Annotated in this window: 15 protein-coding genes; 10 read left to right on the top strand and 5 right to left on the bottom strand. The window is 72.3% G+C overall.

Features of this window, described 5'->3' with window-relative positions:
- The first annotated feature begins 141 nt into the window (after positions 1–141).
- From argS to HQN59_RS02185, 8 genes are all read left to right on the top strand, one after another.
- On the top strand, positions 142–1,866 hold the full coding sequence (argS, locus tag HQN59_RS02150) for an arginine--tRNA ligase (protein WP_176065591.1): 1,725 nt from the start codon (positions 142–144) through the stop codon (positions 1,864–1,866).
- Positions 1,863–2,528 (top strand): SPOR domain-containing protein, encoded by a 666-nt coding sequence (locus HQN59_RS02155; RefSeq protein WP_176065593.1) that lies wholly within the window; start codon positions 1,863–1,865, stop codon positions 2,526–2,528. The genes argS and HQN59_RS02155 overlap by 4 nt, the downstream gene beginning before the upstream one ends.
- Before the next feature lie 75 nt (positions 2,529–2,603).
- Positions 2,604–3,254 (top strand): thiol:disulfide interchange protein DsbA/DsbL, encoded by a 651-nt coding sequence (locus HQN59_RS02160; RefSeq protein ID WP_176065595.1) that lies wholly within the window; start codon positions 2,604–2,606, stop codon positions 3,252–3,254.
- Between the two features lie 288 nt (positions 3,255–3,542).
- On the top strand, positions 3,543–4,211 hold the full coding sequence (gene lptA, locus HQN59_RS02165; protein WP_176065597.1) for a lipopolysaccharide transport periplasmic protein LptA: 669 nt from the start codon (positions 3,543–3,545) through the stop codon (positions 4,209–4,211).
- Between the two features lie 17 nt (positions 4,212–4,228).
- Positions 4,229–5,011, top strand: coding sequence for an LPS export ABC transporter ATP-binding protein (gene lptB / locus HQN59_RS02170; protein ID WP_176066259.1), 783 nt, complete (start codon positions 4,229–4,231; stop codon positions 5,009–5,011).
- Positions 5,012–5,120: 109 nt separating this feature from the next.
- Positions 5,121–6,665, top strand: coding sequence for an RNA polymerase factor sigma-54 (locus HQN59_RS02175; protein ID WP_176065599.1), 1,545 nt, complete (start codon positions 5,121–5,123; stop codon positions 6,663–6,665).
- Positions 6,666–6,706: 41 nt separating this feature from the next.
- On the top strand, positions 6,707–7,978 hold the full coding sequence (locus tag HQN59_RS02180; protein ID WP_176065601.1) for a THUMP domain-containing class I SAM-dependent RNA methyltransferase: 1,272 nt from the start codon (positions 6,707–6,709) through the stop codon (positions 7,976–7,978).
- Between the two features lie 167 nt (positions 7,979–8,145).
- A complete protein-coding gene (locus tag HQN59_RS02185) occupies positions 8,146–8,934 on the top strand; it encodes a hypothetical protein (RefSeq protein WP_176065603.1) in 789 nt (262 codons plus the stop codon).
- 94 nt (positions 8,935–9,028) lie between these two features.
- Here HQN59_RS02185 and HQN59_RS25915 read toward each other — a convergent pair whose 3' ends face one another.
- Together HQN59_RS25915 and HQN59_RS02195 are read right to left on the bottom strand one after the other, a co-directional pair.
- Entirely contained in the window at positions 9,029–9,703 is a 675-nt protein-coding gene (locus tag HQN59_RS25915) for a histidine phosphatase family protein (RefSeq protein WP_246294631.1), read from the bottom strand.
- Between the two features lie 123 nt (positions 9,704–9,826).
- On the bottom strand, positions 9,827–10,897 hold the full coding sequence (locus tag HQN59_RS02195; RefSeq protein ID WP_176065605.1) for a glycerophosphodiester phosphodiesterase family protein: 1,071 nt from the start codon (positions 10,895–10,897) through the stop codon (positions 9,827–9,829).
- Between the two features lie 252 nt (positions 10,898–11,149).
- Here HQN59_RS02195 and HQN59_RS02200 point away from each other — a divergent pair, with 252 nt between their 5' ends.
- A complete protein-coding gene (locus HQN59_RS02200) occupies positions 11,150–12,298 on the top strand; it encodes a DUF1615 domain-containing protein (RefSeq protein WP_176065607.1) in 1,149 nt (382 codons plus the stop codon).
- 118 nt (positions 12,299–12,416) lie between these two features.
- On the opposite strand, the gene HQN59_RS02205 is transcribed toward HQN59_RS02200, so the two are convergent.
- A complete protein-coding gene (locus HQN59_RS02205; protein ID WP_176065609.1) occupies positions 12,417–14,192 on the bottom strand; it encodes an amidase in 1,776 nt (591 codons plus the stop codon).
- A 268-nt stretch (positions 14,193–14,460) separates the two neighbouring features.
- Between HQN59_RS02205 and HQN59_RS02210 the strand changes: the two genes are divergently transcribed.
- Positions 14,461–14,832 (top strand): ankyrin repeat domain-containing protein, encoded by a 372-nt coding sequence (locus HQN59_RS02210; protein WP_176065611.1) that lies wholly within the window; start codon positions 14,461–14,463, stop codon positions 14,830–14,832.
- Positions 14,833–14,875: 43 nt separating this feature from the next.
- Here the strand turns inward: HQN59_RS02210 and HQN59_RS02215 are convergent, their stop codons facing one another.
- Complete coding sequence (locus HQN59_RS02215) at positions 14,876–15,700, bottom strand: 16S rRNA (uracil(1498)-N(3))-methyltransferase (protein WP_176065613.1); 825 nt, start codon at positions 15,698–15,700, stop codon at positions 14,876–14,878.
- Positions 15,697–17,370 carry an MFS transporter gene (locus tag HQN59_RS02220; protein ID WP_176065615.1) on the bottom strand — a complete coding sequence of 558 codons (1,674 nt, stop codon included), beginning with the start codon at positions 17,368–17,370 and terminating at the stop codon, positions 15,697–15,699. The genes HQN59_RS02215 and HQN59_RS02220 overlap by 4 nt, the downstream gene beginning before the upstream one ends.
- Positions 17,371–17,446 lie beyond the last annotated feature (76 nt).

The raw sequence follows: 17,446 nt of genomic DNA on the forward strand, positions 1-17,446 counted from the left end.
GAGCCGGCCGATTCTGCCTGCGCGACCTCGATCGGCACATCACGATCGCGTGACCGAATCGCGCTTTGCCGGCGCGGCCGCTCTCTGGGGTCGAAACCGGCGGCAATCGGGCGCGCGGGCGGCGCCGAATAAAATCGTTCGATGATGCAAGCCCGAGACGATCTGCTCGCCGCGTTGGCCGCGGCGGTGCGCGAGGTCGCGCCGACCGCCGACTTCACCCCGGGCTTCGAGTCGCCCAAGCTCGCCGCGCATGGCGATCTCGCGTGCACTGCCGCCATGGCGCTCGCCAGGCCGCTGCGCCGCCCGCCGCGCGAGGTCGCGGCCGCCTTGATGGCCGCGCTCCAGGCGCAGCCCGCGGTCGAGCGCTGGGTCGAGTCGATGTCGATCGCCGGCCCCGGCTTCATCAACCTGCAACTGCGCCCGGCGGCACGCCAGGCGGTGGTCGCCGACGTGCTCGCCCGAGGCGCTGCCTACGGCAGGAAGCCGGCGAATGGCGAGCGCGTGCTGGTCGAGTTCGTGTCGGCGAATCCGACCGGACCGCTGCACGTGGGTCACGCGCGCCAGGCCGCGCTCGGCGACGCGATCTGCAACCTGCTCGCGTCGCAGGGTGCCGAGGTGACGCGCGAGTTCTATTACAACGACGCCGGCGTGCAGATCGCGACCCTCGCCAAGAGCGTGCGTCTGCGCGCGCTCGGCCACAAGCCGGGTGACGCGGCCTGGGAGGCCGAGGGCTCGGCGTACAACGGCGACTACATCGCCGACATCGCGGCCGACTTCCTGGCGAAGAAGACGGTGAATGCCGACGACCGCAGCTTCACCGCGAGCGGCGACGTCGACGACATCGACGGCATCCGCAACTTCGCGGTGGCCTATCTGCGCCACGAACAGGACCTCGACCTGCAGGCGTTCGGGGTCCGCTTCGACAACTACTTTCTCGAGTCGAGCCTCTATGCCGACGGCCGCGTCGAACGGGCGGTGCAGCGGCTCGTGGCGGCCGGCAAGACGTACGAGGCGGACGGCGCGCTCTGGCTGCGCAGCACCGACTACGGCGACGACAAGGACCGCGTGATGCGCAAGTCCGACGGCACCTACACCTACTTCGTGCCGGACGTCGCGTACCACCTGAACAAGTTCGAGCGGGGCTTCGCCACCGCGATCAACGTGCAGGGCGGCGACCACCACGGGACGATCGCGCGCGTGCGCGCCGGGCTGCAGGCCGCCGGCGAGGGCATTCCCGCCGGCTACCCGGCTTACGTGCTGCACAAGATGGTCACCGTCATGAGGGGCGGCGAGGAGGTCAAGATCTCCAAGCGCGCGGGCAGCTACGTGACGCTGCGCGACCTGATCGATTGGACCAGCCGTGACGCGGTGCGCTTCTTCCTGCTGAGCCGCAAGGCCGACACCGAGTTCACGTTCGACGTCGACCTCGCGCTCAAGCAGAACGACGAGAACCCGGTCTTCTACGTGCAGTACGCGCACGCGCGCATCTGCTCGGTGATGCGCCAGTACGCCGAGCAGGGCGGCGATGTCACGAACCTCGCACAGGCCGACCTCGCCCTCCTGGAGGCGCCGAGCGAGGCGGCGCTGATGCGCAAGCTCGGCGACTTCCCGCTCCTCGTCGCGGGCGCGGCGGCGAGCCTCGCGCCGCACGAGATCACGTTCTACCTGCGCGATGTCGCGGCGCTGTTCCACAGCTATTACGCGGCCGAGCGCTTTCTGGTCGATGACCCGGCGCTCACGCGGGCGCGATTGGCGTTGCTCGAGGCGACCGCGCAGATCATCCGCAACAGCCTCGCGCTGCTCGGCGTCGGTGCACCCGACCGCATGGCGCGCGAGGTGCCTTCCGAAGAGAGACAAGCTGCATGAAGTTCCAACGTGGCGGTTTCGCCATCGGCCTGATCGTCGGGCTCCTGATCGGTCTGGCGGCGGCGCTCGCCGTCGCCTTGTACGTGACCAAGGCACCGAACCCGTTCGTGAACAAGGTGCCGCAGCGCAGCCCCGACCAGGACGCTGCCGAGGCCGAGCGCAACCGCAGCTGGGACCCGAACTCGGGTCTCGCGGGCCGCAACCCGGCGCGCCCGTCGGCCAACGTCGCAGCACCGCCGACCGCCGCCGAGCTGCCCGCATCGGCGCCGCCCGAGGTCGTCGCCGCGCCGCCGGTCAGCGTGACTGCAAGCGCGCCGACGCGCAGCGCGCGCGCCGCGTCGGCTGCCGAGCGCGCCACGCCGGATCGGGCGACCGCCGCGGCCGCGCGCGCGTCGGCGCCGCTGTCCACCGCCGGCGGGCCTGATCCGTTCAGGTACTTCGTGCAGGCGGGCGCGTATTCGCGCACCGAAGATGCCGAGCAGCAGCGGGCGCGCCTCGCGCTCGCCGGTATCGACAGCCGCCTGACCGAGCGCGAGCAGAACGGGCAGACGATCTATCGGGTGCGGGTCGGCCCGTTCGAGACGCGCGACGACGCCGACGCGGCGAAGGAGCGCCTCAGCGGCGCCGGCGTCGACGCGTCGCTGGTCCGCGTGCAGCGCTAGCCGCGTGCGACCGGCGCGCGGAACTCGGCGCCGCCGACCGACTCTTCCCCCTTCAACTTCCGGACTCCATCGCCCATGAAACTCAATCGACGCGCATTCTCGAGCTGCCTTGCCGGCAGCGGCCTCGCCACCCTGGGCGTGGGCGCCGCCGCCCAGCAGGCTGGCTGGCCGGTCGAGGGTGTCAACTACGTGCGCCTCGCCCAGCCGCTTCCGCCGTCGGGCCAGGGCAAGGTCGACGTCGTCGATTTCTTCTGGTACGAGTGCCCGCACTGCAACGCCTTCGAGCCGGCGCTCGACGCCTGGGCCAGGAAGCTCCCTGCCGACGTGAACTTCCGCCGCGTGCCGGTGTGGTTCCGCGAGGAGCCGTTCACCGCGCAGCAGAAGCTCTACTACGCGCTCGAGAGCCTCGGTCTCGTCGACACCATGCACCGCAAGGTGTTCGCGGCCATCCACAACGACCGCACGAAGCTGCGCACGTCCGAAGAGATCCAGACCTTCATGGCCAAGAACGGTGTCGACGCGACGAAGTTCATGGCGGCGTACAACTCGTTCGCGGTGCAGACCAAGTCGCGCCAGGCGCGCCAGATCGCCGAGGGCTACAAGATCGACGCCGTGCCGGCGCTCGGCGTGCACGGCCGCTACTTCATCAACGGCACCATGGCGGGCGGCAACGACAAGATGCTGCAGGTCGCCGACGCGCTGATCGCGCAGGTGCGGCGCGGCTGATCGGCGAGGTCCGCGCCGCACCGGCGCGGAGCGACCGGGCCGAGCAATGCCGCCGGTCGCGTCGAGAGTCGGAGCCGGTGCCGCTGCGCAGTCCATCACGCAGCCGCCGGCGATCTGGCGTGCGACCCCCCGCATACCCGCCGTAGACTGGGTCTTCGTCGAGCGAGCCCAGCTTCGCCAGCGCGGCAAGCACCGATCGGTTGATCCTCCGGATTGGTGATTCGCGACAGCCGGTACGCCGCACGGCGTACGGAGCTGGCTAGAATGGCATGCAAGTTCCATGCCGCCATGCTGAATCACACCCACACCTCCTCCCGGCGCCGCATTGCCCGCTTTCTCGCGGTCGGGAGCGTCGCGTTCGCCGCGGTTCTCGCCACGCCGGCGCAGGCGGTCAAGGCCGATCGAGCCAAGCCGATCACTGTCGAAGCCGACCTGCCGGGCAAGATCGACCTGCTGAACCAGTTCGTCGTCTTCAACGGCAACGTCGTCGTGACCAAGGGCACGATGACGATCCGGGCCGATCGCATCGAGGTGCGCGAGACGCCGGGCGGCTATCACAACGCGGTGGCGTTCGGCTCGGCCGGCAAGCCTGCGACGTTCCGCCAGAAGCGCGACGTCGGTGACGAGTGGATCGAGGGCGAGGCGCAGCGCCTCGAGTACGACGGCCGCTCCGACGTGGTCCGCTTCGTTACCAACGCGTCGGTCCGACGGCTGCGCGGCGCGACGGTCGCCGACGAGATCACCGGCAACCTGGTTACCTACGACAGCACGACCGAGGTGTTCAACGTCACCGGCGGCGCGACACCCACCGCGGCGAATCCGAGCGGCCGCATCCGCGCGGTGCTGGCGCCGCGCGAAGGCAGCGCCGCTGCCGCCGACATGGCGGCCGCAGCCGCATCGGCCGCCGCGTCCGCGCCGCCGCTGCGCTCGACGCCGACTTTGGGGACGCCGCGGTGAACCGCGCGGGCGAGCCGCTGGGGGGCAGCGCGGGAGCCGCGGCTGCGGCGGCGCACCCGCACGGCGGCCTCGAGGCGATCGGCCTCAACAAGTCGTACGGCGCGCGCCAGGTGGTGCACGACGTGCGCGTGGCGGTCGAGCGCGGCGAGGTGGTGGGTCTGCTGGGGCCGAACGGCGCCGGCAAGACGACGAGCTTCTACATGATCGTCGGGCTGGTCCGCGCCGACGCCGGCGCGATCTCGATCGACGGCCAGCGGGTCGAGCGACTGCCGATCCACCAGCGCTCGCGCATGGGGCTCTCGTACCTGCCGCAGGAGCCGTCGATCTTTCGCAAGCTCAACGTCGAGGAGAACATCCGCGCGGTGCTCGAGCTGCAGGTCGGCGCCGACGGCCGCCGCCTTCCCAAGGCCGACATCGACGCCGAGCTCGACCGTCTGCTCGACGACCTCAGCATCCAGAAGCTGCGCACCTCGCCGGCGCTCGCGCTCTCGGGCGGCGAGCGGCGCCGCGTCGAGATCGCGCGTGCGCTGGCGAGCCATCCCCGCTTCATCCTGCTCGACGAGCCGTTCGCCGGCATCGACCCGATCGCCGTGATCGAGATCCAGCGGATCATCGGCTTCCTCAAGAGCCGCGGCATCGGCGTGCTGATCACCGATCACAACGTGCGCGAGACGCTCGGCATCTGCGATCGCGCCTACATCATCAGCGAGGGCCGGGTGCTCGCCGAAGGCACGCCGGCCGAGATCGTCGACAACGCCGACGTCCGCAAGGTCTACCTCGGCGAGCACTTCCGCATGTGACCATGACGTCGCTTCGTTCACTTTCGCCGGCCTGGCCGGGCGCCGGGCCGCTCCCGAGCGCGGCCGCGACCCCTCGCGGGGCAGCGACCGAAGGACGCGTGGGGGCCCTATGAAGCACTCGCTCCAGGTCCGCCAGTCGCAGCATCTGGCGCTGACGCCGCAGCTGCAGCAGTCGATCCGGCTGCTGCAGCTGTCGACGCTCGAGCTGCACCAAGAAGTCGAGCAGATGCTCGAGCAGAACCCGTTCCTCGAGGCCGAGGAAGAGGCGGCGCCGGTGTTCGAGGCGCTCAACGATCGCCCGGGACCGGCCGAAGCCGAGCGCGCCAGCGCCGCTGCCGATGCCGGCAGCGATGCGACCGGCGAGGGTGGCGACGAGGGCGTTCCGCTCGATGCTGCCGAGTTCGGCACGCCCGAGCGCGACGACTGGGAGAACGGCACCGAACGCGAGGACTTCGACGGCATCCACGAGACGCCAGGCAAGACGCGCAACAACGACGCCGACGAGTTCGACGACGTCGACCGCGACTCGCCGCTGCCGAGCCTGTGCGACCACCTGCGCGCGCAGCTGTCGAGCATGCGGCTCGGCCCGGCCGACGCCGCCGCGGTGATGGTGCTGATCGACTCGCTCGACGACGACGGCTACCTGGCCGACTCCATCGAGGAGATCGCCGCCAAGCTGACCGGGCACGCCAGCGAGTCCGAGGGAGCCGGCAACGCCGAGTACGAGGAGGTGCTGGCCCAGCTGCGCTGCGGCCTGCGCTGGCTGCAGAGCATGGAGCCGACCGGCGTCGGCGCGCGCGACCTCGGCGAGTGCCTCACGCTGCAGCTGCGCGCGTTGCCGCGCAGCGAGGCGCAGATGATCGCGATCATCATCTGCAAGAACCACCTGCCGCTGCTCGCCAAGCGCGACCTCAAGCGGCTGATGGCGGTCACCGGCGCGGACGAGGAGCAGCTGCGCGAGGCGCAGGCGATGATCGTCGGCCTCGAGCCGAAGCCCGGCCGGCCGTTCGCGCGCGCCGAGGCCAACGTCATCGTCCCCGACGTCATCGTGCAGAAGTCGGGGCGTGGCTGGAAGGTCGTGCTCAACCCCGACGTGATGCCCAAGCTGCGCATCAACGACCTCTACGCGAACGCCATCCGCAAGCAGCGCGGCAACCTCAACGGCGCGGCCGCGGGGCTCAACACGCATCTCCAGGAAGCGCGCTGGTTCGTCAAGAACATCCTGCAGCGCTTCGACACCATCCAGCGCGTGTCGCAGGCGATCGTCGAGCGGCAGAAGAGCTTCTTCACGCACGGTGCGATCGCGATGAAGCCGCTCGTGCTGCGCGAGATCGCCGACGAGCTCGGCCTGCACGAGTCGACGATCTCGCGCGTGACCACCGCCAAGTACATGGCGACGCCGTTCGGCACCTTCGAGCTGAAGTACTTCTTCGGGTCGTCGCTCAACACCGACGCCGGCGGCAACGCGTCGAGCACCGCGGTGCGCGCGCTGATCCGCCAGATCGTCGGTTCGGAAAGCCCCGCCAAGCCGCTCTCGGACAGCCAGATCTCGGCGATGCTCGAGGAGCAGGGCATCCACGTCGCGCGCCGGACGGTCGCCAAGTACCGCGAGGCGCTCAAGATCGCGCCGACGCAGCTGCGCAAGACGATGTAGCGTCGGCGGCCGCGCATCCTGCGCCGCCGCCCGAACCTTCCATGCCGCTGCCCCTGTTCCTGCGCTGCGCCGCCGGCGTCGAGCCGTTTCTCGCCGACGAGGCGCGGCGTGCCCTGCCCGACGCCGTCGTCGGGATCGAGCGTGGCGGTGTGATGCTCGACGGCACCGCGCGCGACGTGATGGTGCTCAACCTCCAGAGCCGCATCGCGCAGCGCGTGCTGGTGCAGGTCGCCGAAGGTCCGTACCGTGACGAGCGCGACCTCTACGCGCTGGCGCGCGGCGTCGACTGGGGCGACTGGATCACGCCGGCACACACCCTGCGCGTCGACACGACCGCCCATCGCAGCCCGCTGCGCAGCCTCAACTTCGCGGCGCTGATTGTCAAGGACGCGGTCTGCGACCAGCTGCGCGAGGCGACCGGCGAGCGCCCGAGCGTCGAGCTGCGCCACCCCGACCTGCCGCTCGTGCTGCACCTCGGCGAGACCCACGCCGCGCTCTACGTCGACACTTCGGGCGAGCCGCTGTTCAAGCGCGGCTGGCGCGAGGACAAGGGCGACGCGCCGCTCAAGGAGACGCTCGCCGCGGCGATGCTCGCCGCCGCCGGCTGGCGCGGCACGCCCGAAGCCGGCGGCGCGCTCCACGACCCGTGCTGCGGCTCCGGCACCATCGCCATCGAGGCTGCGCAGATCGCCTGCGGCATCGCGCCCGGGCTGCAGCGGCGATTCGCGTTCGAGCGCCTGCTGCCGTTCGCGACGCCCGAGCAGCGCGCCGAGTGGCAGCGCCTGAAGAGCCACGCCCGGTCGCGCATCCATGCATCGGCGGTGCCGATCTTCGCGAGCGACGTCTCGTTCCGGATGGTCGACTTCGCACGCCGCAACGCCGAGCGCGCCGGCGTCCTGGATGCGATCACCTTCCACGGCGGCGACGCGCTCGAGCGTCCGGCGCCGTCGCTCGACCCCGCGCTGCCCGGCACGCTGATGGTCAACCCGCCGTACGGCGAGCGCATCGACGTCGCCGGCAAGGCCGCTCGGCCGTCGGCCGAGGACCGCGCGACGCCGGGCGACTTCTTCGAGCGCCTGGCCGCGCACTGGAAGCGGGCCTACACCGCGCACCCGGCCGGCTGGACGGCCTACGTGCTGAGCCCCGATCCCCGGCTGCCCGGCGCGATGCGCCTCAAGGAGTCGCGGCGCACCCCGATGTGGAACGGTCCGATCGAGTGCCGCCTGTTCCGGTTCGATCTGGTGGCCGGGTCTGCGCGGCGCAGTGCAGCGGACCCTAGCGACGAGCCGCTGCCCGCTCCGCGCGCCGGCTGAGCGCGACATCGCGGTTCGGGCCGCGCGGCCACCCGCCGCCTCGATCGTCACCGGCCGCGTCGGTTGCCCCCGCCAGTCGGCGACCAGCCCCGAAGGGAGTTCCCGGGTGGCTGGGCCTGCCGAATGCCCGCTCAGCGCGTGTGTGTCACGCGTCGGGAGAACTCAACATGATCGGAATCCGGAGCTGGGCGGTCGCCGTGGCCGCTGCCCTGTTGGCGGCGTGCGGCGGCGGTGGCGGCGACGACGGGCCGCGCGAACCGCTGCCGGCCCTGTCGGAGGACACCAATCCGAGCGGCGCGCGCCTCGACCTGCGCGCCCGCAACTACTTCCCGGCCGCGCCCGGCGACCGCTGGGTGTACGAGCTGCAGACCGCCGGCGTCACGGGACAGACGCTGACGCGCAGCGTCGCCGCCGCCGGCGCCAGCGACATCGCGGTCACCGAGAGCTCGGTCGCGGGCATCACCACCACCACCTACCGGCGCACGCCGCAGGGGCTGCTCGCGGTGCGTCCGCTCGCCGACCAGTTCCCACCCGCGGTGGTCGACCAGATCGGCAACCTGCTCGAGTACGCCGAGCCGTTCTATCCCGTCGGGTCGACGCGCCGCCTGGTGCGCCAGGGCAGCTGGGGCGAGGACGTGGACGGCGACCGCCTGGTCGACAGCTTCCGGCTCGAGATCACGCAGGTGCTGGTCGGCTTCGAGTCGATGACGCTGCCGCGCGCGACCCTCGCCGACGTCGCCCACTTCCGCAACGTGATCACGCTCACCGTGCAGCCGTCGGACCGCCGGCGCGACCTGCCGTCGGTCACGCAGACCGAAGATGCATGGTGGGCGCCGGGCGTCGGCCTGGTGCGCGCCGAGCGCTCGATGAGCGGCGACAGCGACCGCGTCAAGCCGGCCTACACCATCGTGCTGACGGGCGGCAGCGTGGGCGGCGTTCCGCTGTTCCAGCCGTGAGCCGATAGCGACGGCGCGGGGGCTGCGCGACGCGACGCTCCCGTGAAGGAGCCCGAGGCCGGTTCGCCGGCGTCGGCGCGGTGCGCCGCCCGATTCAGCGGCGCGCCGGCACCGTCAGCGTCGCGATCGCCCGCAGCGCGTCGGCGCTCGCCTCGACCACGACGATCTCGCCCGACGCGGGGCTGTGTCCGGTGAGCGCCGCGATGTTCTCGCCGTGCGTCACCACGAGCAGCACGCCGGGGCCACGCCACGCGCGAAGGACGGCGCGGCCGCCCTCGGTGAGCGCGCCGCGCCGCTCGCTCATCACGTAGGCATTGCCGAAGGTCGGCTCGATATCGACCCGGCCGACGCGGAGCAGCTCGGCGGTGTCGCGACAGCGGCACCATGGCGAGCTGAGGACGCGCCGCACGTCGATGCGCTCGGCACGCAGGCGCTCGCCCATCGCGCGCGCGTCGGCGCGTCCGTTCTCGCTGAGGTTGCGCTGGGTCGCGCAATCGTCGAGACGCCAGCCGGCCGGGTCGCCGATGCCGGGCGCCTCGGCGTGTCGCATCAGCGCGATGGCGCCGGAGCGCCGTAGCGCCGACCAGTCGTTCGATCCGCTCGCGAACGCGGTGGGCTCGGCGCCGGCGAGAGCGACGACGGCAAGGCAGCGGGCGAGGGCGGCGCGCCGGCCGATGGCGGCTCGGGCGCCGCAGGCGGCCCAACGCGCCGGCGGCGCGCTGCACGGGGGCTCCACGTCGGCGTGCACCGTCACGCGGAGCTCCGGCAAGCACGCTCCGCGCGTGAAAGCCGGAACGCGCTTCGACGGAGGGTGCGTCGAAGCGCGCGCTCGCGCGCACGCCGTTGCCGAGGTCCGTCGCGGCTCACGCGCAAGCACCGGCGGATCGCTGCCTCAGCAGGCGGCTGCGGGCCGCACGCTGGCGGAACGACGCCGCGTCGCCGCGCCGGCGGCGCCGAGGCCGAGCGCGAGCAGCGCGAGCGTGCCGGGTTCCGGCACCTGCGCGGCGAGGAACGCGTTGCGCGCGGCAACCGCGAGATCGGTGTAGTTCGAGAACACCCCGTCCATGCCCCAGTTGAAGAAGCGCTGGTACTCGGGGTCGGCGAGGGTGCCCTGGCGGTTGAAGGTGTAGCCGTGGACCAGCAGGCCGGCCGCGTGCGCGAGGTCGATGAAGGCCTCGCCGATGCCCGCGCCGGTGATCGAGACGCCCACGCCGTCGGCGAACTGCGCGATGTTGGCCAGGCCATACGTGACCAGCGCGTTCGACGACGAGCTCAGCACCACGAGGTCGAAGTCGAGCCCGAGCGCCTTCTGCTTGTCGGCGATGCTCTTGATCGTGTCGATCGAGAACGACTGGATGAACACCTTGTCGGCGCCGGTGTAGCCGTTGGCGATCAGCGTCTGCAGGATCTTGTCTTCCATCACCGGGTCGGCCTGCTTGGCTTCCGGATAGATGCCGACCTCGCGGCCGACCAGCGCGCTCTGCGATTTCGCGAGGTCGATCACTTCCTGGAACGTCGGGATCTTGAACGGGTCGGCCGACACCGGCGTGAAGCCGGGGTACGAGGTCGACGCCGTGCCGACGGGCTTGACGGTGAGCGACTTGACTTCCGCAAGCGTGAACTCCGAGACCGCGTAGTTGCTGCGGCCGGGGAACAGCTGCTGCACGTTGGTCGTGCGGGTCAGCGTGTCGTCGTGCATCGCGACGAGCACGCCGTCCTTGGTGAGCTGCAGGTCGGGCTCGATGTAGTCGGCGCCCATCTTGACCGCCAGCTCGTAGCCGCCGAGCGTGTGCTCGGGCAGGTAGCCGGTGGTGCCGCGATGCGCCAGCACCAGCGGGGCGAGCCCGTTCAGCTGCTTGACCGCGTCGGCCGAGGCGGTGGCGCTCAGCAGCGCGAGGGCGGCCGGGATCGCCATCTGCAGCACGCGGACGCGGAACGAGCGGGATCGGGAAAGGACTGGCATGAGGTCTCCTCGGCAATGGGTGAATGGCGCCTCGACCCGGCGCGCCTTAGGACGATAGGAACGCTGCGTGACGCCTTCGTGACCGCGCCCGAAAAGCCGTCGCGACGCCGATGCATCCAGCGCGCGGCAGGTTACTACACGACGTGAATTCGTCACGCTGCACGCGACGGCGCGAGCGGGTGCCCTGCGCCGCGGGCATCGGAGCCGGCGCCGCGTTTGCCGCATGATCGGCGCGTGCCGAGCCCATCCACCATGCCCACCTCTGCCCTTCGCCGCGCTGCCGCGGCCCGTGCCGGACGCTGCGCCGGCGTGCTCGCGCTCGTCGGCGCGCTGCTCGCCGGCTGCGCGACCGAGCCGCCGCGACCGGCGCCGCGCGCGATGACCGCCGGCGAAGCCCGCGAGCTGATCGATGCGGCGCTGCCGGCGAACGTGAGCGACCGCCCCGGCTGGGTCGCCGACATCTACGCCGGCTTCGTCGCCCACGACGTCGCGCCGGGCCCGGAGAGCGTGTGCGCCGTGATGGCGGTGATCCAGCAGGAGTCCGGCTTTCGCGTGAACCCGGTGGTGCCCGGCCTCGGCGGGCTCACGCTGCGCGAGATCGAGCGCCGTGCCGATCGCATTGGCGTGCCGGCGCTCGTCGTGCGCACCGCGCTGCGCCTGCCGTCCGGCAACGGCCAGAGCTTCCTCGAGCGCATCGAGGCCGCTAAGACCGAGAAGGAGCTGAGCGACATCTTCCAGGACCTGATCGGCGCGGTGCCGATGGGGCGCCGCCTGTTCGCCGACTGGAACCCGATCCGCACGCGCGGGCCGATGCAGGTCAACGTCGAATTCGCCGAGGCGCTCGCGTCGAGCAAGCCGTACCCGTATCCGGCGCCCAGGGGCATTGCCGAAGAGCTGTTCACGCGGCGCGGCAGCGTCTATTTCGGCATCGCCCACCTGCTCGCCTACGACGCCCCGTACGACCGCCTGCTCTATCGATTCGCCGACTACAACGCGGGCCAGTACGCGAGCCGCAACGCGGCGTTCCAGCGAGCGGCGAGCAGCGCGTCGGGCATTCCGCTGGTCGCCGACGGCGCCTTGCTCGCGCGCGATAGCAGCGCCAGGGGCGCCGGCAGCACGCTGCTCGCGGTGCGTTCGATGGCGGGCCGGCTCGGCCTCGGCGAGCGCGACATCGAGGCGGCGCTCGAGCGCGGCCGGCGCGCCGACTTCGCCGAGACGCGGCTCTACCGGCGCGTGTTCGAGCTCGCCGAAGAGGCCGAAGGAAGGCCGCTGCCGCGCGCCCAGGTGCCGCGCATCCAGCTCGAGGGCGCCAAGATCAGCCGCCCGCTCACCAACGAGTGGTTCGCCAACAGCGTGAACGGGCATCACCGGCGCTGCATGGATCGGCTGGCCGCCGGGTGAGGCCGGCGGCGGCAAGCTGCTCATGGCCGATCCGCCGGCGCCGCGGCGCCGGTGCCGCGCTCGACATGCCTCGGAGGGCCGCCGGCGAGTTACCGGCGCCGCCGCGCCCGTGCGGTGCTCAGCGTGACGCCGACGCCGCCGGTGCCGCGGGGCGAGCCAGTTCCGGCGCGAGCGGACTCGTCACGCGGGGCATCGTCGTGCGCTCCCAGCCGGCGGCCAGACGGAACAGCGTGGGCTCGGAGAACTCGCGCGCGATCATCTCGAGCCCGACCGGCTCGACCGACGGCGAGGTCGCGGTCGCCTTGATGAAGCCGACCGGGATCGCCATCGCCGGGAAGCCCGTGAACGGGCTCAGGCGGTTGTTGCTGCCCGAGTTGACGCTCAGGCTGTTGAAGCCCTGCAGCACCGGATAGACCAGCACGTCGTAGGCCGCGCCGCGTGTCGCGCCGGTCGCGAAGTCGACGTTGTTGAGCGCCGCCGTGACGCGCGGAATGACGTACTCGTCGCGCGGCGTCAGGTTGTTCTGGTACGTCGGATTCGACTCCTTGTTGGTGCCGGCCGTGATGTAGGTGCGGAAGTTGGCGACCCGCGTCGGCTCGAGCGTCGCGAGGGCGTCGCCCACCGCTTCGGTGCTGCGCAGGTGGTTGTCGACCGCCGAGCTCCACGACGTCAGGTACGCCGTGAGGTCGTCGCGGAACTGGTACGTCGAGAGGCTCGCGTAGCTCGTGAGCACCGTCGCGCGGTTGGCGATGTCGGTGTCCTCGACGATCGCGCCGGCCGCCCGCATCTGGTCGAGCGCGCCGTTCAGCGCGTCCAGGAACGCGGCGTTCGCCGTGGTCCGGTTCGGGAACATCGAGCGGACCACGCCGATGCGCGCGCCCACGAGTCCGTCGGTGCGCAGCGACGCCGTGTAGGTGGTCGGCAGCGACACCATGGTCGCGTACGCGGCGGCCGACGGGACCAGCGGCGAATCCCACGCCTTGGCGATGCGCTGGCCGCTGAACGGCGACGGGTCGAAGCCGACCAGCGCGTCCATCGTGAGCGCGCAGTCGCGCACCGCGCGGCAGAGCGGGCCGCCGGTGTCCTGGCCGTGTGCGAGCGGCAGGATGCCGTCCTGGCTGACGAGGCGCAGCGAGGGCCTCAGGCCGTAGAGGCCCTCGACGGCGGCCGGCACGCGGATCGAGCCGCCGGTGTCGGTGCCGAGGCCCACCATCGCGAGGTTGGCGGCGATCGCGGTGCCGGTGCCCGACGACGAGCCGCCCGCGCTGTTGACCGCGATGTACGCGTTCCTGGTCTTGCCGCCGAGCGCCGAGCTGCCGGTGAAGCCGAACGCGAACTCGTCCATGTTGGCCTTGCCGATGATGATCGCGCCGGCCTCGCGCAGGCGCCGGATCGTGTACGCGTCGTCGGGCGGCTGGTTGTTGGCGAGCGCGAGCGACCCGCCGGTCGTCTTCATGTCGGCGGTGTCGTAGTTGTCCTTGGCGAGCACCGGCACGCAGTGCATCGGCCCGACCATGCGGCCCTTGCCGAAGAACTCGGCGTCCATCGCGTCGGCCTGCGCGAGCGCGGTCGGGCTGGTGGTGATCACGCTGCGCAGCGCGGGGCTGTTCGGAAACGCCGCCGACGGCTCGTTGTCATACGCGGCGATGCGGTCGAGGTAGCCCTGCACGATGTCGCGACACGAGACGTCGCCGCTTTGCATCGCGGTGTGGAAGCTCTCGATCGTCGCCTCGACCAGCGGGAACGGCGCGCGGTTCGGCTTGAGCGTGACGCGGTCGTCGTCGTCGCTGCCGCCACCGCCGCAGGCCGCGAGTACGGCCACGGCGATGACGCTGACGGTGAAACGGGCGAGGCGCGGTGCGGGCGCGGCGGGGACCAGATGAGAAAGGTGCATGGGGCCTTGGGCAGCAGTGATGGGCGGGAACGGCAGCAAAGCTTGTGCCAAGCGTGACTTTCTCACGCGCCTGCGCAGCTACCCCGCCTCGATTCCCCGCTCGCGCGGCGCTCCGCCATCGCGTAAGCCTCGTCCGGCCCGAACCTTGCTGGGGTGACCTCGGGGCGACGGGCAGCCGCTCGACGATGCGGCGGCACACTGCCGGTCGCCAGTGCTTCGGTGAACCGTCCGCTCGTTCTCACCGACTCCGTTGATTCGCAACCATTTCATGGCCGACACCGATCCCCTGCAGATCCTGAAGAAGCTCCTGGCCGGTGCCGCCGTGGCGGTCGCGGTCGGTGCGCCGCTCACGGGCGCCAGCGCCGCGCCGGCGGTGCCGATCGTGCAGGCGGCGGCGAACGGCGACATGCCGGCGCTGCTGGCGCTGCTCGACGCGGGCGCCGACCCCAATGCACGTGGCACCGGCGGACGCACCGCGCTGATGGAAGCGGCGCGCGCCGGCCGCTTCGCGATCGTGCGCGCGCTGCTGGTGCACGGCGCCGACAAGGCGCTCGCCGACGATGCGGGCCGCACCGCTTTCGACGAAGCGGTCGCGCGCGGCCACGTCGACCTCATCGCGTTGCTGCGCGACGCGGAGTGAACCGCGCCGGCGGCGGCGCCGGCTCCCGCGCGCCCGACGCCGCTCAGCCGGCGCCGCCCGCCAGCGCGTCGATTCCGATCCAGGCCAGCACCGCGAGCGGCGCGGTGTCGGCGCGCAGCACGCGGGCGCCGAGGCCCACGCGGGCGAAGCCGCGCGCGCCGGCGAGGCGCTCCTCGGCCGCGCTGAGCCCGCCTTCGGGCCCGCTCAGCACCACGAGCGCGGCGTCCGCCGCGAGACTCGCGAGGCGCGCCGGCGGCGCCAGCGCGTCGGGGCCGAAGCCGAGCAGCCAGCGGCCGCCGCCCCGTGCCGGCTCGCTCGCGATCGGCGTGGCGGCAGCCGGGGTGTCCGGGGTCGCCGTGGGGCTCGTCGCGGCGGGGTCGTCGAGGCGTTCGAGCCAGTCCGCCAGCGGGCACTGCACCTCGACGCGCGGAACGACACGGCGCCCGCACTGCTCGCTCGCCGCGGCGGCGATCGCCGCCCAGCGCTCTCGGCGTGCCTCGGCGCGTTCGCCCTTGAGGCGCAGCACCGAGCGCTCGCAGAGCAGCGGCTGGATCGCGGCGACGCCGAGCTCGGTCGCCTTCTCGACCAGCGCGTCCATGCGCTCGTTGGCCGGCACGCCGATCGCGAGCGTCACCCGACGCGCCAGCTCCGGGCCGCGGCCGGCGAGCGGCGGGCCGATCTGCACGTCGACCTGGCGCCGCCCGATGCGCCGCACGGTCGCGTCCCACTCGCCGCCCGCGCCGTCGAACACGCGCACGGCGTCGCCTGGCTGCATGCGCAGCACCTGCACGTGACGCGACGCCGCCTCGGGCAGCTCGATCTCGGCACCGGCGGCGAGCGCGAGCGGGAGGTGGATGCGCGGGGTCATGGCGTGGGCGGCGGTGGCCTGGAAAGGCCCGCCGCCGGCACCGTCGGCGCGGAGGGCTCCGCCGCAGCCGGCTGCACCGGCCCGGCTCGGCCGGGCGACGCTGCGGGGTCGCCCGCTGCAGCTCCGGCCGGCCCCGCGCTCTCGGGCGCCCGGGCCGCTTCGGCGTCCGCGTGTGACGTCTCGGCGTCGGGTTGGTCGATCCGTGCGGGTGCATCGACCGGCGCCAACGTGCCGCTTGTCTGCGGCGCCGCGCCCGCGAAGGCCGCGCCGGTCGGCGCCGCCAGCGGCTCGTCGCCGTGGGGCATCGGCGTCTCGGGAGCGAAGGTCGCATCCGAAGGCCGTCCGGCCGCAACGGCAGGCTCGGCCGCCGCCGGCGGCTTCATCAGCGGCAGAAGGAACAGGCACAGCAGCCCCACCGCAGCGTCGAGCGCCAGGGTCACCGGGTAGCCCCAGCGCACCACCGCATGGCCCTGCCACCACGCGGTGTACGAGATGACGAGGTTCAGCATCGCCATGTAGGCGGTGAATTGGGTCGCCGCGACGCGCGGCGTCGTGATGTCCATGTAGAGCGCGCTGCGCACGCCGTAGTAGAGGCCCTGGAACACGTTGTAGACGACCGTCACGGTCCAGAACGTCAGCAGCAGCTTGCCGCTCGGCTGCGGCCGGTTGGCGATGTGCAGGTCGAGCGGGACGACCCAGCCGGCGCGCCACAACGTCCAGGCGAGCCAGAGCGTCGGCAGCACCGTGAGCACGATGAAGAGGGCGAGCATGCGGCGCCGTCCGAAGCGGTCGGAAAGCCATCCGCCGACCACGCAGGCGAGTCCGAATGCGACCGTCGACGCGAGCGTGAGGTGCGCAAGCTCGCTGTTGCTGAAGCCGAGCTCGACCGCCAGGTTCGACTGCAGCGCGAGGCTGAGCGCGTACGCGCCCGCCGGCAGCAGGGCGACGACGACGCCGACCGCCGCGGCGCGCGAGCCGGTGAACGCGCGCCAGGCGTCGCCGACGAAGGCGCCGAGGCGGCGCCGCACCGAGACGAGGCCCGCTGGCGCCGCCTCGGCGGGCACCAGGGGCGGCTCCTTGAGCGGCAGCACGACGAACAGCGTGATCAGCAGGATCGCACCCGCGACCACCAGGTAAGTCGCCTGGAACGGCATCCACGCCGACAGCAACAGCACGCCGGCGCCGCCGATCGCCTGGCCGACCGACGCGCCGGCGTACATGAAGCCGTTGGCCGCGCCGCGCTCTGCCGGCGGCAGCACGCGCACCGCGAGCGCGTCGATCGCGACGTCCTGCACCGCGCAGAGCACGTTGTGGAGCAGGACGATCGCGGTGAAGAGGCCGATCCGGCCGACGTAGTCGATCGGCATCGCGGCGACCAGCGTCGCGACCATGCCGAGCTGCGTCGCCAGGATCCAGGCACGCCGGCGCCCCCAGCGGTCGGACGAGAACACGTCGACGAACGGCCCCGCGACCCACTTGAACGCCCAGGGCAGATAGAGCGACGCGACGAAGACGCCGATCGCCGCGGGGCCCATGCCGCCGCGCCGCATCTGCGCGGCGAGCGCGATCGCGGTGAAGCCGAGCGGCAATCCCTCGGTGACGTAGAGCAGGAAGAACGCCGCGAGGCGGCCCTTGCGGGTCGCGAGCAGGTCGGGCAGTCGAAGGCGCATCCGAGGAGGGTGTCAGAGGCCTCGGGTCCGGCCGTGCGGCCGGCCGTGCCGGGAGGATGAAGCAGACGTCGTGCGG

The sequence above is a fragment of the Rhizobacter koreensis genome (assembly GCF_013366375.1).
Taxonomy (GTDB): Bacteria; Pseudomonadota; Gammaproteobacteria; order Burkholderiales; family Burkholderiaceae_C; genus Schlegelella_A; species Schlegelella_A koreensis.

Excerpts from the sequence above, each read along its gene's own strand:
- HQN59_RS02195 (WP_176065605.1), bottom strand. The coding sequence starts at position 10,897 with ATGCCAGTCCTTTCCCGATCCCGCTCGTTCCGCGTCCGCGTGCTGCAG.
- HQN59_RS02155 (WP_176065593.1), top strand. The coding sequence starts at position 1,863 with ATGAAGTTCCAACGTGGCGGTTTCGCCATCGGCCTGATCGTCGGGCTC.
- HQN59_RS02210 (WP_176065611.1), top strand. The coding sequence starts at position 14,461 with ATGGCCGACACCGATCCCCTGCAGATCCTGAAGAAGCTCCTGGCCGGT.
- HQN59_RS02205 (WP_176065609.1), bottom strand. The coding sequence starts at position 14,192 with ATGCACCTTTCTCATCTGGTCCCCGCCGCGCCCGCACCGCGCCTCGCC.
- lptA (WP_176065597.1), top strand. The coding sequence starts at position 3,543 with ATGCTGAATCACACCCACACCTCCTCCCGGCGCCGCATTGCCCGCTTT.
- HQN59_RS02200 (WP_176065607.1), top strand. The coding sequence starts at position 11,150 with ATGCCCACCTCTGCCCTTCGCCGCGCTGCCGCGGCCCGTGCCGGACGC.
- HQN59_RS02185 (WP_176065603.1), top strand. The coding sequence starts at position 8,146 with ATGATCGGAATCCGGAGCTGGGCGGTCGCCGTGGCCGCTGCCCTGTTG.
- HQN59_RS02220 (WP_176065615.1), bottom strand. The coding sequence starts at position 17,370 with ATGCGCCTTCGACTGCCCGACCTGCTCGCGACCCGCAAGGGCCGCCTC.
- HQN59_RS02180 (WP_176065601.1), top strand. The coding sequence starts at position 6,707 with ATGCCGCTGCCCCTGTTCCTGCGCTGCGCCGCCGGCGTCGAGCCGTTT.
- argS (WP_176065591.1), top strand. The coding sequence starts at position 142 with ATGATGCAAGCCCGAGACGATCTGCTCGCCGCGTTGGCCGCGGCGGTG.
- HQN59_RS02160 (WP_176065595.1), top strand. The coding sequence starts at position 2,604 with ATGAAACTCAATCGACGCGCATTCTCGAGCTGCCTTGCCGGCAGCGGC.
- HQN59_RS02175 (WP_176065599.1), top strand. The coding sequence starts at position 5,121 with ATGAAGCACTCGCTCCAGGTCCGCCAGTCGCAGCATCTGGCGCTGACG.
- HQN59_RS02215 (WP_176065613.1), bottom strand. The coding sequence starts at position 15,700 with ATGACCCCGCGCATCCACCTCCCGCTCGCGCTCGCCGCCGGTGCCGAG.